The sequence below is a fragment of the Nostoc sp. ChiSLP03a genome, from assembly GCF_034531215.2.
GTDB lineage: Bacteria > Cyanobacteriota > Cyanobacteriia > Cyanobacteriales > Nostocaceae > Nostoc.
The window spans coordinates 17,870-34,151 of the sequence record NZ_JAVRBQ020000151.1 but is presented as its reverse complement, the minus strand read 5'-3'; the positions used below and the strand labels follow the sequence as shown (position 1 = coordinate 34,151).

General features: G+C 42.0%; 12 protein-coding genes and 1 pseudogene. 9 read left to right on the top strand and 4 right to left on the bottom strand.

Going from position 1 to position 16,282, the window contains the following annotated elements; all coding sequences use genetic code 11:
• The 7 genes and pseudogenes from RMY32_RS25705 to RMY32_RS25675 all read left to right on the top strand — a co-directional run.
• Positions 1–304: pseudogene (locus RMY32_RS25705) on the top strand (photosystem II D2 protein (photosystem q(a) protein)); the annotation flags it as partial.
• Between the two features lie 787 nt (positions 305–1,091).
• Entirely contained in the window at positions 1,092–1,373 is a 282-nt protein-coding gene (locus tag RMY32_RS25700; RefSeq protein ID WP_322714368.1) for a 4a-hydroxytetrahydrobiopterin dehydratase, read from the top strand.
• A gap of 488 nt (positions 1,374–1,861) precedes the next feature.
• Positions 1,862–3,592 carry an iron uptake porin gene (locus tag RMY32_RS25695; protein ID WP_322714367.1) on the top strand — a complete coding sequence of 577 codons (1,731 nt, stop codon included), beginning with the start codon at positions 1,862–1,864 and terminating at the stop codon, positions 3,590–3,592.
• A 397-nt stretch (positions 3,593–3,989) separates the two neighbouring features.
• Positions 3,990–4,427: an Rrf2 family transcriptional regulator gene (locus RMY32_RS25690; RefSeq protein WP_322714366.1), complete on the top strand. Its 438-nt coding sequence runs from the start codon at positions 3,990–3,992 to the stop codon at positions 4,425–4,427.
• A gap of 84 nt (positions 4,428–4,511) precedes the next feature.
• Positions 4,512–5,474 (top strand): cysteine synthase A, encoded by a 963-nt coding sequence (gene cysK / locus RMY32_RS25685; protein WP_322714365.1) that lies wholly within the window; start codon positions 4,512–4,514, stop codon positions 5,472–5,474.
• A gap of 15 nt (positions 5,475–5,489) precedes the next feature.
• Positions 5,490–6,191 (top strand): J domain-containing protein, encoded by a 702-nt coding sequence (locus RMY32_RS25680; protein WP_322714364.1) that lies wholly within the window; start codon positions 5,490–5,492, stop codon positions 6,189–6,191.
• 261 nt (positions 6,192–6,452) lie between these two features.
• Entirely contained in the window at positions 6,453–7,325 is an 873-nt protein-coding gene (locus RMY32_RS25675) for a 6-carboxytetrahydropterin synthase (protein ID WP_322714363.1), read from the top strand.
• A 60-nt stretch (positions 7,326–7,385) separates the two neighbouring features.
• Here RMY32_RS25675 and RMY32_RS25670 read toward each other — a convergent pair whose 3' ends face one another.
• The 3 genes from RMY32_RS25670 to RMY32_RS25660 are packed head-to-tail and all read right to left on the bottom strand — an operon-like array spanning position 7,386 to position 9,858.
• On the bottom strand, positions 7,386–7,943 hold the full coding sequence (locus RMY32_RS25670; protein WP_322694446.1) for a Uma2 family endonuclease: 558 nt from the start codon (positions 7,941–7,943) through the stop codon (positions 7,386–7,388).
• Between the two features lie 33 nt (positions 7,944–7,976).
• Positions 7,977–8,945, bottom strand: a complete 969-nt coding sequence (locus RMY32_RS25665) for a PrsW family intramembrane metalloprotease (RefSeq protein ID WP_322714362.1) — start codon at positions 8,943–8,945, stop codon at positions 7,977–7,979.
• Positions 8,938–9,858 (bottom strand): class I SAM-dependent methyltransferase, encoded by a 921-nt coding sequence (locus RMY32_RS25660; protein ID WP_322714361.1) that lies wholly within the window; start codon positions 9,856–9,858, stop codon positions 8,938–8,940. The genes RMY32_RS25665 and RMY32_RS25660 overlap by 8 nt, the downstream gene beginning before the upstream one ends.
• A 324-nt stretch (positions 9,859–10,182) precedes the next feature.
• Here RMY32_RS25660 and mscL point away from each other — a divergent pair, with 324 nt between their 5' ends.
• Positions 10,183–10,614, top strand: a complete 432-nt coding sequence (mscL, locus tag RMY32_RS25655) for a large conductance mechanosensitive channel protein MscL (RefSeq protein ID WP_322714360.1) — start codon at positions 10,183–10,185, stop codon at positions 10,612–10,614.
• A gap of 149 nt (positions 10,615–10,763) precedes the next feature.
• Here the strand turns inward: mscL and RMY32_RS25650 are convergent, their stop codons facing one another.
• A complete protein-coding gene (locus RMY32_RS25650) occupies positions 10,764–12,440 on the bottom strand; it encodes a DUF3352 domain-containing protein (RefSeq protein WP_322714359.1) in 1,677 nt (558 codons plus the stop codon).
• 1,088 nt (positions 12,441–13,528) lie between these two features.
• Here RMY32_RS25650 and RMY32_RS25645 point away from each other — a divergent pair.
• A complete protein-coding gene (locus RMY32_RS25645; RefSeq protein WP_322714358.1) occupies positions 13,529–16,171 on the top strand; it encodes a M1 family metallopeptidase in 2,643 nt (880 codons plus the stop codon).
• Positions 16,172–16,282 lie beyond the last annotated feature (111 nt).

Genomic DNA, 16,282 nt, shown 5'->3' with positions numbered 1-16,282 from the left:
CTGGTCACAGATTTTCGGTATTGCTTTCTCTAACAAGCGCTGGTTGCACTTCTTTATGTTGTTCGTGCCAGTCACAGGCTTGTGGATGAGTGCCGTCGGCATCGTCGGTTTAGCACTGAACCTGCGGGCTTATGATTTCGTCTCCCAAGAATTACGGGCGGCGGAAGACCCGGAGTTTGAAACCTTCTATACCAAAAACATTTTGCTGAACGAGGGTATCCGCGCTTGGATGGCTCCTCAAGATCAACCCCACGAACAATTTGTATTCCCTGAAGAAGTTCTACCTCGCGGTAATGCTCTCTAAGAATTCAAATTTGACCATCAACCTAAATTAAGGTTGTGGTTGGCGAAAATTGACACACCCAGATAAGATAATCTCCTTGCGATCAGCCTATAAAGTGTCAATTTTCATTATCTGAAGTAATCTCCCATTAAAAGATGGGAGATTTTTTCTATATATAGTTAATATCTCTAAATTTATATGTTATGTTAGATGAAGGTTATAAACCCAGAGTAAATTCTCTGCCCTTTTGAGACTAAGACCGCTTAGGCAACAAGGAGGTGATGCCCATGATAGAAAGTAGTATACGCATGGGTCATCAGGTTGCAGTTAGCCGGCTGTGTGCCGGGGCTGTTCTCTAAAAGTTAGCCTTAGTCATCTTTGAGATACTAAGTTAGCTCAAGTAGCTAGGCAAGCTCGGAGTTCCTTCCGGCAGTCTGGTTGCAACCTGAAGACCCGCTACACCGCTCTGACTTAGATCATCCGATCTAAATCAGGGCGGATAGTTTTTTTTATAAGTGATTTTTGTTTGATCAATGCTTACTTTTAAAAGAGAGATAGCGATCGCTGCCACGAACAAAGCCAACCTATTTAAGTTTTCTTAAAAAGCATAAATATCTTGCATTAAACCTTGGAGTATGACCAAATATGGAAATATCGTCTATCTGCCAAGTCTGATTTATATCTAGACACACACATTGTGGCTGAATTTATCCTCCCACACTTTCTGTGTGGAGAATAAAAGGGGTTTGCCTTTGTCAGATGTAAAATGTAACAAATATATTAACTATAGAAGTAGCAGTTTCCTGATATGGCACAACTACTCACCAAAGCGGAAATTCAAGAACAGGCAAAAGTTCTGTCAGATTGGACTATTCAAGACTCCAAGTTGCAAATTACCCGCACATTCAAAGATTTTATTGAAGCAATTGAGTTTGTCAATAAACTAGTTGAACCGGCTGAGTCAGTCGGACATCATCCAGATATAGAGATTTCCTACAATAAAGTGAAGATTACACTTACAACACATGAGGCAGGCGGATTGACGCAGCCAGACTTTGATGTAGCACGGGTGATTTCCCAGATTAACTAAGTGATTTCTTTTAATATCTTGTACCAAACTATAAGAAGTCACTACAATATACGGTTTATATAGCCGAGCCAGTATGTTCTAACTGGGGTGAGATTTATACTAGGAGCGAGTGGAAGAAGCGATTTTCGATCGCAAACTCTAAGTGTCTAAAGCTTTAGTAATTTAGCTTGCGTAGAGAACGAATGACCCAAACTCTACTCCCTGCTTAGATATTTAGATAAGTATGTGTGACAGTTATTAAGGCGATCGCTCCAATATTGCCATCTAGATCGGATGTTTTATAATGTTATGATATAAAGATATGTTTTTGCATAAGTTAATCACATCAGTTTTTAACCCAAAGTTAATCGTTTATTAGCTTTGCAAAAACTAGAATTGTAGTAGAGACAACTATGCCTCATCCATAGGTTTCAATGAGATGTCGCATTTTCGAGAATTAGGTGTAACGAAACCAATTATCTAAACAAGGTGTGAGGAGTAAAGGAAAAATGTCTAATCTGTTATGGAAATCCTTAGTGGTTAGCCCAGCAGTTTTGGGAGCAACATTGTTAGTTTCGGCAACAGCAATGGCGGCCCCAAGCACAACCACTGAAGTATCACCAGCCAAACAACTAGGTGTAACTGAAGTTGCCCAACAGCCAGAAATATTGGCTCAAACAACCATAGATCAAGTTAATCGCTACAGCAACGAAGGCAACCAAGGCAATTCTCAGTCTCAAGTAACATCGGTTTCTCAATTTTCCGATGTACAACCTACTGACTGGGCATTCCAAGCATTGCAGTCCTTGGTTGAGCGCTATGGTTGTATTGCAGGTTATCCGAATTCCACATATCGCGGTAATCGTGCTTTGACCCGTTATGAATTTGCTGCTGGTTTGAATGCCTGTTTGGATCGGGTTAACGAATTGATTGCCACAGCAACAGCTGACTTGGTGACAAAACAAGATTTAGCTACCTTACAACGGTTACAAGAAGAATTTTCCGCAGAATTGGCAACCCTACGCGGTCGCGTAGATTCTCTAGAAGCGCGGACTGCTGAATTGGAAGCTAATCAGTTCTCCACAACCACAAAACTGGTTGGTGAAGCTGTTTTTGCCGTCAGTGATGCATTTGGTGGTAACACTGGGGACGCTAATAATACCGTCTTTCAAGATAGAGTGCGTTTAGACTTGCAAACCAGCTTCACTGGTAGAGACGTTTTACACACACGCCTAGCAGCGGGTAATTCAAATCCTTTTTCACTAGTGGATAACGCTGGTGGTCTTATCAATACTGCTGAAGGCACACAAACATATCAAGTTGGTATAGGCAATGGTAACAACAGTGTCAGAATAGACCGCTTGACTTATGAAGCTCCCATAGGCCCAGCCCAAGTTTACCTTGCAGCTAGTGGCGGACGGCATAGCCAGTATGCTGCTGTCAACAATCCTTACTTTTTTGACAACACTGACGACGGTGGTAACGGCGCTTTATCTACCTTTGCTTCTGAAAGTCCCATCTATCGGATTGGTGGCGGTGCTGGTATAGCACTTAATGTACCCCTTGGTAAAGGTGGCGGTATTCTAGGAAATAGCTCAATCACTGCGGGTTACTTGGCATCCCAAGCTAATAATCCTGGTCTTAGTCAAGGTTTGACTAACGGCGACTATGCAGCTCTTGGACAGTTGAACTTTAGTGTTGGCGATCGCTTGGCTTTAGCTGCTACCTACGTCCACGCATATAGTGCCAGTGGTGTTTTATTTGACTCTGGTACAGACGGAGCACCTGGAGCTTTTGATGTAGGTACTGGACAAGCTAACTTTTTAGGTAATGCAGCAGGTATAACCCGATCTAACAGCAACTCCTACGGTGTGTCGGCTGCGTTTAGACCCAGCGACAAACTGTCCGTTAGTGGATTCGTCTCTTACCATGATGTTACAGGTGCAGGTGCAGGTGATGATTATCAAGCTTGGAGCTACGGTTTAGGGGTAGCCTTACCTGATTTCGGTAAAAAAGGTAACGTTTTAGGTGTTTTTGCTGGTGCAGAACCCTATTCCTTTAACCGCCCAGGTTTTGGTGGCAACAACGATATACCCTACCACTTTGAAGGCTTCTACAAGTATCGCGTGTCGGATAACATCTCTGTAACTCCTGGTGTAATCTGGTTGACCTCTCCTGGTCAAAATAGCGATAACGATGATGCTATTATCGGTACGCTCAGAACTACTTTCACCTTCTAGAGTGTTGATTATCTGCTGACAAATTTGAACTCTATTTATCCCCGTCATTAGGCGGGGTTTTTTGTTTTCGGTAATAATAATGGATAAACCCCAGTAGTTAACCGGAGTATACTAGAGAAGTTAGGAGTTATGAGTTATGGCGGGTTTGATATGAATAGACTAGAGTAATGCCCACTCTACAAGTGACTTACGCCGTGAGAAACTTTTTCTGAGCGAGCTTTTTTAGTAGAAGTTGGCGGTATAAAACGACATATTGCGTAGTATCTTAACTCTGGCAATTTGAGATTTTGAACTTTGGGTTTGAGATTGAAGAAAAAATCTCAAATTCAAATTGAATGACTTCTAACTCCTAACTCCTAATTCCTAACTAATTTTTACTTCTAACTTATTGCTGCTTGTGGAACTATCCTGTAAATCGGAATACGCAATTCTCGCCTTATTAGAGATGGCCGCTCATTACGAAAGCGGCGAACCGCTGCAAATTCGACAAATTGCAGCACAACAAAACATACCCGATCGCTATTTGGAACAGCTACTAGCAACGTTGAGGCGTGGCGGTATAGTTAAAAGTCAGCGTGGGTCAAAAGGTGGCTATCTGTTAACGCGAGAACCCCGAAAAATCATCCTTTTTGAAATTTTGGAATGTTTAGAAGGCTTAGAGGCGCGGGCTGGTGAAGAAAACGTTAATTCTAAAAGCATAGATAGTTCAGTTATAGAAGAAATTTGGCAAGAAGCAAGTCGCGCGGCAAATTCCGTCTTCCAAAAATATACGCTCCAGGATCTTTGTGAAAAACGAGATTCGCGGCGGCCATTAGATATCATGTACTACATTTAGTCAAGAGTCATTTGTCATTAGTTATTTGTCATTTGTTGATGACTAATGACTAATGACAAATAATTAATAATTAAGGACTAATTTATGCGAATAGCTCGTAACATTACAGAACTTGTCGGTCGTACACCCCTAGTCCAGTTGAACCGTATTCCTCAAACAGAAGGATGTGTTGCAGAAATTGTAGTGAAACTAGAAAGTATGAACCCATCGGCATCAGTTAAAGACCGGATTGGGGTAAGTATGATTAACGCTGCCCAAGACGAGGGGCTAATTACTCCTGGGAAGACAGTATTGGTAGAACCCACTTCTGGAAACACCGGTATTGCCCTAGCAATGGCAGCAGCAGCAAAGGGTTATCGATTAATTTTGACAATGCCAGAGACGATGAGTGGAGAGCGTCGGGCAATGTTACGAGCTTTTGGAGCAGAACTGGAACTAACACCAGGAATGGAAGGTATGAGTGGGGCAATTCAACGAGCGCAGCAAATAGTTAATACTACACCAAATACTTATATGTTGCAGCAGTTCCGCAATCCAGCCAATGCAAAAGTGCATCGGGAAACAACCGCGCTTGAAATCTGGGAAGATACCGATGGACAAGTAGATATCATTGTGGCAGGAGTGGGCACAGGTGGTACGATCAGTGGTGTAGCAGAAGTAATTAAAGCACGCAAGCCTAATTCCAAGGCGATCGCAGTTGAACCAGCCAATAGCCCAGTTTTATCTGGGGGACGACCAGGCCCCCACAAAATTCAGGGAATTGGTGCTGGGTTTATTCCCCAAGTACTCAAGATAAAATTAATTGATGAAGTGATTACCGTCACCGATGAAGATGCGATCGCTTATAGTCGGCGTTTGGCAAAAGAAGAAGGGCTACTATCTGGCATTTCCAGTGGAGCAGCTTTATGTGCAGCAATTCGCGTTGCCCAACGTCAAGAAAATCAGGGACGTTTAATTGTGATGATTCAGCCCAGTTTTGGTGAGAGGTATTTGAGTACACCGTTGTTCCAAGACCTGGAGGCAAGATTGGCCGCTAGCGTCAGTTAACGATACATTGAATTAATGGTCAATTCTAAGCACGTTTCTAACCATTACGAAACTCTCAAAGTTAGTCCAAGTGCCAGTCAAGCGGAGATTAAGCAAGCTTATCGCCGCTTGGTTAAGTTGTTTCATCCTGACAGTAATCAGGAAACAGCCGATCGCGAGCAAATTATCCGCATCAATGCAGCTTATGAAGTCTTAGGCGACAACCAAAATCGCCGCAATTATGACCAAGAACTGCAAGATGACTCCCAAAAATTAAATAGCGATCGCCAACAGCGTACAGCATCAGCCCAACATCATTACCAGACCACACGAAAAACTGGACGAGATGTTGACGAGCAAGTTGAAGAATGGCTACGCCAAGTTTACCAACCAGTAAATCGTCTGCTTTGTACGATTCTTTATTCGTTAGAAGAACAAATGGATCAATTAGCTGCCGATCCCTTTGATGATGAGCTGTTAGATGAATTTCAGGAATACTTAAAAACCTGTCGAGATGACCTCAAGCAGGCACAAACTACTTTTCGCTCTCTGCCAAATCCCCCTAGTCTCGCAAGAACAGCGGCTCACCTCTACTACAGTCTGGATCAAGTAGCAGATGGACTTGATGAATTAGGTTATTTTCCTTTGAACTACGATGAGCGTTATTTACACACAGGTCATGAACTATTCCGCATAGCTTCGAGATTACACTGTGAAGCACAAGCTTCTGTTACATAATTATTGGTCATTGGTCATTGGTCATTGGTCATTGGTCATTGGTACATACCCCGTCTCTTGTGATAACCTAAGCTTACTTTTATGGTGGGCGGAAAAACTTTGTCTTTCATCGGACTAATTCAAATCACTTTAAAGAGTGGGCGTGGCTTCTCTTGGACAAATGACAAATGACAAATGACAAATGACAAATGACTAAGAAATTAGTTTATGCTGGAAGCAGAAAAAGATTAAGAAATTTTAAATTCTGCTCATAGTGTACTCATGCAATGCATTGTTAATCGCCGCGCCCAGTTTTCTGCAAGTCATCGTTATTGGTTGCCAGAACTGAGTGAAGCCGAGAATATTGAGAAATTTGGTGCTGGTACTAGATTTCCAGGACACGGACATAACTATGTCTTATTCATCTCTCTAGCCGGGGAATTGGATGAATATGGCATGGTGCTGAACTTGTCTGATGTGAAACACGTAATTAAACGGGAAGTCACCAGTCAATTGGACTTCTCTTATCTCAACGATGCGTGGGCAGAATTTCAACAAACTCTGCCCACCACTGAGAATATTGCACGGATTATTTGGCAACGACTAGCACCACACTTGCCTTTAGTCCGCGTGCAGTTATTTGAACATCCTGAACTTTGGGCAGATTATATGGGAAATGCAATGGAAGCCTACCTCAACATCAGTACTCACTTTAGCGCCGCCCATCGGCTAGCTCATCCTAAACTCAGTAATGAAGAAAACACTGAAATTTATGGGAAATGCGCTCGTCCCAACGGTCACGGACACAATTATCATCTAGAAGTTACCGTGAAAGGGGAAATTGATCCACGCACTGGGATGATTGTTGATTTAGGTACCCTGAATAAAGTGGTAGAAGATTATGTGGTGGAGCCATTCGATCACACATTTTTAAACAAAGATATTCCCTACTTTGCCGAAGTTGTGCCGACTGCTGAAAATATTGCGCTTTACATTAGTAATTTACTGCGATCGCCTATTCAAGAATTGGGAGCTAAACTTTACAAAGTGAAACTGATTGAAAGTCCGAATAACTCCTGCGAAATCTACTGCACTGAGTCTGAATCAGATTCAGTCAACGCATCCGTGAATCAACCAGTATTAGCACAAGTTTAGCTAATTGCAAATTAGGCATAGGACATAGGGAATTTAAATCGTCCCCATGCCCATGCCCAGCTAAAAAAGTTTACTTACTAAGCAGTTAAAACCAGGTAGCAAAGGACTTGTCAGTTCGTCTTGATTAAATAAAGTAGCTGCTAACTTTAATACAGCCTGTTCGCGTCGATAAACCTCAACTTTCTTCTGTATAGAATCGCAAATCCAATATTCTTGAACTCCTTGCACCGAGTACAGCTTTAGCTTTGTTTCCTTGTCGCGTTTCTCGTTTTTTTCGCCGGGTGATAAAACCTCTACAACTAACTCCGGTGCGCCCGTCAGGTGTCCAGCTTCATCTAGTAAATTTTTTAAACGTTCATGACTTGCCCAGACTACATCAGGGATCACATTGTCCGAATCTGAGAAAATAATTCCAGGTGCGATCGCAGCTTTACCCAGACCAGTTTCATCTGACCAATTGTTAAGAACTGTAACAATCCTGCCGCAGCTCGTTTGATGATCCCAGTTAGGCGCTTTAGTCACAAATAGTTCTCCATCAATAATCTCATAGCGATTTCTGCGATCGCTAGCAAATAGCTCTAGGTCAGCAGTCGTCCAACGCACTGGAGTTGTTTGCATGAGAAACCCCCTAGCCTTTTCCTAAATCATATTTTAAAAATACCGACGGCGGGCAGAATGTCGCAAATAGCGATAAATGCCCCACGCTAAAACTCCAAAAAAGAGATTTAGTAAAAAGCGACTAAATATAAACCACAAAATATAAATGTCAAAAAGCTTCGACGGACTCAAAGGACTAATTTTCCTGACTAAGAGAAACAGCCCAAAAATAGCATTTCCACCCAGTACCAGAGCAAACAGCACTAAACTCCTCTGCCAGTAACGACGCTGGATTGTACGGTCTGAAATTAGGGTAATTACAGATTTACCTTGCACTTTTCGCAGTAATTGTTCCAGCCGCCAAAACATCCACAACAGAAACGGAAATAAACCATAACTCAGGAAACGTAGGGGTAGTGAGTAACGCCAAGCACTAGATAGGACATTAATTAGAGCATGGCAGATTACAGAATTTAGCCAAGCCCTAAAAATAAACTTCTTGTCTCGATTTAACCGAGTATTGGAGGAAATATAAATTCCTAAAGCATATCCCCAAGGAGCAGAAAACATAGCGTGGACTGGTGTGCCAATAGTCCGGTCAAGAATTGATGCGGTATCGTGGAAAAGGTAAATCCAGTTTTCTTCGGCAGTAAATCCAAGGGCAACGGCGATGGTGAAGAGGAAAACCGTCGAGTGAAGTAATCGATATTTGCGTTGCAGATAGTAGGTTGGGATAAAAACCGCAGCTAACTTGCAGCCTTCTTCAATTGTGCCTACTTCCACAAGTTGCCGCAAGGCTATACCAGGAAGCCAACGTTTGAGCTGTTGCCAGTCTACAAAATAGTTCGCTACAGTTTCAAAAACCCATTCCATGCTAAGGGCTAGGATACCAGATATTGCCCCAATGATAAAGAACATGAGTAACTTTAACAAAGGTGGGGCAAATGGCACTCGACAGTAGTAGTAACCAAGCAGCAGTAAGGGTGGTATTACTGCCCACAACAGTACAGATAAATCAACCACTCACCTGAGCAATTATTGTACGGTGACGGTGGGTGTTGTTGGTGATAGTAGGAGTTTGGAAACCTGCCTCAACAATAGCTTGCTCAATGTCCAAAGCAAAATATTCATCTAAATATGGTTCAGTACTTTTGAGCAAAGTCAAAATGTAGGCTGGCATTTTCTTGTAAACTTCAGATTTGGGATTCATATCCATAATTGCCAAGTAGCCACCCGGACGCAACACGCGCCGCATTTCAGCTAAAATCTGTCGGTTTGCTGATTGGGGTAATTCGTGGCACATCAGGAAAATGGAAACTAAATCAAACGAGGCATCAGGTAGCCCAGTAGATTCAGCTTGGGCATGAAGCCAGTTAATTTTAGCTTGACGTTGCCCAGCGCGGTAATTGGCAACGGCTAAAAAGTAGGGAGATAAGTCCAAGCCTGTAATTTTGGTATGGGGATAAATTTCTTGCATGGTAAATGTACTCAAACCCACACCACAAGCCAAATCTAAGATGTCTTGGGGTTGATCGGGGATTTGCGCTTTGAGGATATCGTGGTAACTTTGGCGCAGTTTAGCATCTCCTTCTGCTCCAGCGTCTTGCCAAATTCCAGCATGGACAGTACGAGCAGCAACTTCTAACTCGCAAGCAGCCTTCCAACTGAGGTTTCCACCTTCGTAGGCATGGAATGTCCGCAAATAGTATTCTGGGTAGGAAAGCTGAGGATTTTCTACTTGAGCTAAATCAGCCTTCCAATCATGCGCCTGTAGTGTTTCAACTTCTTGCGTCCAAGGCACACCAATTCTCTCGGCACGTTTAATCATCATTTGTCTAGCTTGATGCTTGGCTAGGTTAGCTAAAGGCTGGATTGCCAGTATGCCATTCACCAAGCGGGAAGCTAAACCAGGATTAGTGTTTACAGCAGCAGTCATAAATTAGTTTGCATTTAACAGCCTTTTCTACTTATGACATACTTGCTAGACAGCAGTCTAGAAATGAATTGAATTGTATAACGGCAGTCCGCCTCCTTTGGCTTGCCACAAGCAACAAATATTATAGAAGGTTAACATTTGCAGAGCAGCAAACTTCTGAAAAGATTTGAATGATGCTGGTTTACATTTTATATTTATCAGAGAATTTTATTAAAGACTGGTAAAATTTTCATACTTAGCAACATTTATCTCAACAAGAATGGCAAAAAACTGAGTGTCATTTATAAAGAAAATTACAGTAAGTTCAGCTTATTGGAGTCAAATATGGCCAGAGCAAGAAGAAGAGCAAGTGGCTTTTTAAAAGATTTTCAAGAATTTGCCCTTAAAGGCAATGTAGTTGACTTGGCGATCGCCGTTATCATTGGTGGTGCTTTTGGCAAGATTGTCACTTCCTTTGTTGAAGATGTAATCATGCCATTGATTAATCCCTTGGTTAGTTTTGCTGGCACAGACTGGAGAACAATCGCCATTGGCCCGGGAATCAAGATTGGTCACTTTCTTGGCGCAATAGTTGACTTTGTAATCATTGCCTTAGTTTTATTTGTGGCAATTCGAGCCTTACAAAAATTCAAGAGACAAGAAGAAGTCGCCGATGAACCCTTGCCAGATCCTAACCTTGTAGCCCAAGAAAGATTGACTGGCGCGTTGGATAGACTCAACCAAACCTTGGAAACTCGAAATAATCAAGTTTTGTAGTGGGGAGTGGGAGAGCAGGGGAGCAGGGGAGCAGGGGAGAAATCAATTCAAAATTCAAAATTCAAAATTCAAAATTAAAGAACTTCTCCCTCCTGCCTCCTCTTTCCCAATGCCCAATGCCCCATGCCCAATGCCCAATTCCCAATGCCCTACTTTGCAGCAGGCTTAAGAGCTAATAACATTTCTAATTCACTAGTAGATTTATCAGGGCTAATAGCGGTAAAACCAACACCGCGAATGGAATTCAAAATGGTGATAGTATCGGCGTTAGATGATACAAAACTATTAATCAGGGGCACAGTTTTAGTTTTATCCATATCTAGGTAGAAATAGCCGCCGTTGGGCTTTTGCAAAGAACCAGTCACGGCTTTGAAGGCGTCACTAGTGTCGAGAGATGGATTTTTGCGATCGCTAACTGCATCAGCAATTGGCCCACCAAGAGCTACAAATACAGTATCTTGGTCTAGCCAACCATGTGCTAATAAAGCTCCTTGTCGGGGAATTTGCCACTCAGTTACGTCTTTACCACCAATATTTCTATTGGCGACGTTAATTTGTTGGGTTTTGGCAAGGGTATCCAATTTTGTTAAGGTGGCTTCGGCAGTTTTGCGATCGCTAGTATCAAATACTAAAGCACCTCCAAAACCAACACTCGCTAATACTCCTTGATTTGATGGAATTGCACCAAAGGCGAATTCCCCATTCATCCAACCAAAAACATCCTTATCCAGGTCTATATTGACAGTTTTCAACTGTCCTCGCGCTTGTTCCAGAGCTTGCTTCATTTCTGGATAATCTTTTGACTGCTCTACTAGCACTTCCCAACCACGGCTGATGCCATTTCCGCTAATCAGAGCAAAAGTATCGGCAGGAAATTGCCCGACTATATTCCCAGGACTTGATTGATACTGAAATTTATTTAATTGCGGATCTAAATTAGCGATCGCTTTTACCCGCACTCCCGCATCATCAACTCCAACACCCGCTACCACAGATTTTATCTGCTTGAGTTGTGTCAAGGTTTGTGGCGGTAACTGCTTTGCCTGCGGATTTCCAGCAGTTAATTGCTGTATCATCTCGGCATAGTCTGGTACATAAATTTGGGCGAGGCTGTTTTTAACATCCACTCCTTTAAGAATGCTGCTAGCACCTTCTTTACTGGCAAAAGAAGACTGCCCCTTAAACGTATCAATTGCTTTTTCTACAGCTTGCTTTTCAGGGGCTAATACCAACTGACTATCATTTAAAACTACGCTATACGTCGGCTTACCATTTTGTGTAGTTTCGACAATTTTTTGACCTTGATAGTCAGATTCCTGTAATTTCACCCCTTTTTGTGACTTCAATTTGTTAGCAAAATTCAAGGCGCTGAGTTTGTCCTTGATTCCCACCACTATCAGGATATTTGATTCCTGCTGTAAATTTGTTGGTACATTAGGTGCCCCAGAGGGTACCTTTAACTGTGCTGGTTTGACGGGATTTGGTGGCAATACAGCAATCATCACACCACCAGCCCAAGGCTTTATGTCTTGTTCATAAGAAACGTTACTGTCACTGAACATTTGCTTATTGAAATCTTCCAGACCTTTTGCCACTAACTTTTGTGCTTCTGGAGTGCCAAACTGCTGTAATTTTGCCCAGGCTTGAGAGTCAGTAGTAATATAAGTTGCCATCAGTGCTGTTGAAGGTACTACTTTAGCACTACCTAGAGCGTCTGATGTACCTACTGGTGAGCCTTTAAAGTACATATAAGCCGCTATACTTCCTACGACAACGACGGCAGCACCAACAGCAGGAATGAGAAATTTTGATTTACTTTCAGGCATTTTGTTATCCTCTTTTGCTCAGATTGTCACCGAGATTTATACAAGTGTCACTGTAGAGTTTTCGGATTTATAATAATTTCCGCTAATCCATCGCTAGACTAACCCATGACAAAAGGATTCAGCAGCACGCTGATTGACAAGCTGCACATCTATCTCCTACTTGCAGACAATTATTGCTTTTGACATCCATTATTAATCGGATATTAATCATAAAGATTCTCAGTTAAACGTCACGTCTAAATCAGTAAACATCCAACTTAAAAGTGATTTTTCACTACAAATGGGTTTTTGCAAATTAAATACATAGCAATCCTATCTGATTTATAAAAATTGCAAGGGTAAGATTCCCGACAACTCTTATGAAGTTGAGAATCTCAATTGTTTATGAATGATTTCAGATTGCGATAGCACTTGGATCTCACAGTCCATCTATGCAGCAAACAAGCTAGCGATGTCTACGACAAGCTACGCCGATTTGCTAAAGAGGTTAAGAAGATTTGGGAAGGGCAAAATCAATCTACAAGCCTTCTCTGTGAGCAACTTTTACAGGTACTTGCCAGTGTGGGAGTTTTTACGGAGACAGAAATCGATTATTTTACTCTTACACAACTGATACCCTGCATTTAGTTTCAACTCCAGTTGGTATTTACTGATAAAATTAGTAATCCTATAAATTAGCGGTCTAAAATTACTCTCAAAAATACTTCAATCAGATGAGGAGCGAATTTGCAAATGATATGCTGTTCATTTTAAACAAAGTAGCGTGTTCAGCAGCAAGCTATCCTAAGTTATAAAAATAATTAGGAGTATTTGTACTTAATGAGAATCTATCGAGGTGCAAGAGACTCTTGACTCAATACCAATACAGAACATTAGCAAAAGTAAATGCGGCACAGATATGGAAAAAACCCCAGGATCGTTAGCCGATCTTTGGAAGTTCGGGTGAGATTAATTTCAATCTCCCAATCTCAAGGTGAGAAGTCACCTTTATAATGCCCTATTGAGGGAAATACATCAGATACCGCTATTTTACTTAACTACATCCAACCAAGCCAGACTTTTCAGGATTACAAGGTCAGTAAGCATCAATGTCGCAGTCTTATTTTGATACAGATAATAACGGACACAAACCTTTTGAGTTACCGGGAGCAAGACCACACTACAACCCCGATCGCCCCGGACAAGTAGAGCATATTTTTCTCGATCTCAGCTTGGATATTCCAAAGCTTTGCTATCAGGGCAGTTGTAGCATTCGCCTCTTGCCAATCCGTAATGGTATTGATCGTTTGACTTTGGATGCTGTCAATCTAAATATCGAGTCTGTGCAGGTGGACGAAGTGCCACAAAATTTTGACTATGACGGGGAACAGCTTTCTATTCAACTTTCTCAGGCAACCCAGATTGGTCAACGCTTGCTGATTGCGATCGCTTACTCGGTGACAAAACCGCAACGCGGTATTTATTTTATTCAACCAGATAAGCACTACCCAAACAAGCCTACTCAAGTCTGGACTCAAGGTGAAGACGAAGACTCTCGCTTTTGGTTCCCCTGCTTTGACTATCCAGGACAACTATCTACTTCGGAAATTCGCGTCCGCGTTCCCAACCCTCTGGTGGCGATTTCCAATGGCGAATTGATTAATACCACAGAAGATGGTGATTACAAAGTCTACCATTGGTTACAGCAACAAGTTCATCCTACCTACTTGATGACTTTAGCAGTAGGTGATTTTGCTGAAATTCGAGATGAATGGAACGGTAAAGCTGTCACCTACTATGTAGAAAAGGGACGGGAGGAAGATGCTAAACGCAGCATGGAAAAAACTCCCCGAATGATCGAATTTTTGAGCCAAAAGTATGGTTATCCATATCCTTTTCCAAAATACGCCCAAGTTTGCGTTGATGACTTCATCTTTGGCGGCATGGAAAACACTTCCACAACACTGTTAACAGACAGATGTTTGCTAGATGAACGCGCCGCCTTAGATAACCGCAATACTGAAAGTTTAGTCGTCCACGAACTCGCGCACCAGTGGTTTGGTGATTTGGTGGTGATTAAGCATTGGTCTCATGCTTGGATTAAAGAAGGGATGGCTTCTTACTCTGAGGTGATGTGGACAGAACAGGAATATAGTTTAGAAGAAGCAGCTTACTATCGTTTATTGGAAGCTCGTCGTTACTTAAGCGAAGATAGCAGTCGTTATCGCCGTCCAATGGTAACGCACGTTTACCGAGAAGCTATTGAACTTTACGATCGCCACATCTACGAAAAAGGATCTTGTGTCTATCACATGATTCGGGCCCAATTGGGAGATGAGTTGTTTTGGCAAGCAATTCAAACATTTGTCCAAGATAATGCCCACAAAACCGTAGAAACAGTAGACTTACTCAGGGCGATTGAAAAGGCAACCGGACGTAATCTTTTGTTCCTGTTTGACCAATACGTTTATCGTGGTGGTCATCCCGATTTTAAAGTAGCTTACTCTTGGGATGGAGATGCTAATTTAGCAAAAATTACAGTCACTCAAACCCAAGCTGATGAAGGTAAAAATGGCAGTAAGGATTTATTTGATTTAAAAATACCTATTGGTTTTGGCTATACTCAACAAGAAAAAGTCAGGAGTGAGGAGTTAGGAGTTAAAAATAATTCCAAACTCATAACTCCTAACTCACAACTCAAAATTTTTACTGTCCGGGTAAATGAACGCGAACAAAGCTTCTACTTTCCCCTAGAAAATAAGCCCCAATTTATTAGCTTTGATGTTGGAAATAATTACCTAAAAACAGTAGCTTTGGAATATCCAATCGCGGAGTTAAAAGCACAGTTAGAATTCGATCCCGACCCGATTTCGCGTAGTTATGCAGCAGCAGCTTTGGCGAAAAAAGGTGGGTTAGAAGCGATCGTTGCACTGTCTGCATCGCTAAAAAATGACCCATTGTGGGGTGTGCGTGTGGAAGCGGCGAAACAACTAGCCCAAATTAATTTAGATCAAGCCTTTGATGGCTTAATTCCTGGGTTAAAAGATAAAGATGCTTACGTGCGACGAGCTGTAGTGGAAGCACTTGCTCAATTTAAAACTGCTGAAAGCTATAAAGTTGTGAGAGGGTTAGTGCAAAAGGGCGATCCCAGCTACTACGTGGAAGCAGCAGCTTCTCGTGTTATTGGGACTATTGCCTCATCAAACTTGGAAGAAAAACCCAAGGAAGACAAGGTATTAAAGCTGCTCAAAAGCGTTTTAGAAGAAAAGGCGGGTTGGAATGAAGTCGTGCGGAGTGGGGCGATCGCCGGTTTAGCTGAATTCAAAACTTCGGAAGCAGCTTTAAATCTGCTGCTAGAATACACCAAACTCGGTGTGCCACAACCACTACGTTTAGCTGCAATTCGCGCTTTAGGAAAAATTTCTGTAGGTCAAAGTCCGGTTAATTTGGAACGGATTTTAGAAAAATTAACAGAACTAGCCAAAGAAAGCTTCTTCTTAACGCAAGTGTCGGTAGCAGCAGCATTAGGACAAATGGAAACACCTAAAGCAGCGGGGATTTTGCGATCGCTAGCTGAACAAACAGCTGATGGGCGTGTACGTCGCTCTGCTGAGGAAGAAATTTCCAAGGTGCAAAAGAACATTGGTTCAGAAAAAACCCTGCGTCAACTGCGTGAAGATTTCGACCAACTCAAACAACAAAATCAGGAATTGAGAAGCCGTTTAGAAAACTTGGAGGCCAAATCTAAATAGCATTACATAATAATTAAAAGTCGGTAATTGGTAATCATGGCAAAACTATTACCAATTACCAAGGTTTTATTTGATGTTGTAATTTTATTTTCCACTGAAATCACAGGGATA

Excerpts from the sequence above, each read along its gene's own strand:
- RMY32_RS25700 (WP_322714368.1), top strand. The coding sequence starts at position 1,092 with ATGGCACAACTACTCACCAAAGCGGAAATTCAAGAACAGGCAAAAGTT.
- RMY32_RS25695 (WP_322714367.1), top strand. The coding sequence starts at position 1,862 with ATGTCTAATCTGTTATGGAAATCCTTAGTGGTTAGCCCAGCAGTTTTG.
- cysK (WP_322714365.1), top strand. The coding sequence starts at position 4,512 with ATGCGAATAGCTCGTAACATTACAGAACTTGTCGGTCGTACACCCCTA.
- RMY32_RS25680 (WP_322714364.1), top strand. The coding sequence starts at position 5,490 with ATGGTCAATTCTAAGCACGTTTCTAACCATTACGAAACTCTCAAAGTT.
- RMY32_RS25675 (WP_322714363.1), top strand. The coding sequence starts at position 6,453 with ATGCAATGCATTGTTAATCGCCGCGCCCAGTTTTCTGCAAGTCATCGT.
- RMY32_RS25670 (WP_322694446.1), bottom strand. The coding sequence starts at position 7,943 with ATGCAAACAACTCCAGTGCGTTGGACGACTGCTGACCTAGAGCTATTT.
- RMY32_RS25660 (WP_322714361.1), bottom strand. The coding sequence starts at position 9,858 with ATGACTGCTGCTGTAAACACTAATCCTGGTTTAGCTTCCCGCTTGGTG.
- mscL (WP_322714360.1), top strand. The coding sequence starts at position 10,183 with ATGGCCAGAGCAAGAAGAAGAGCAAGTGGCTTTTTAAAAGATTTTCAA.
- RMY32_RS25650 (WP_322714359.1), bottom strand. The coding sequence starts at position 12,440 with ATGCCTGAAAGTAAATCAAAATTTCTCATTCCTGCTGTTGGTGCTGCC.
- RMY32_RS25645 (WP_322714358.1), top strand. The coding sequence starts at position 13,529 with ATGTCGCAGTCTTATTTTGATACAGATAATAACGGACACAAACCTTTT.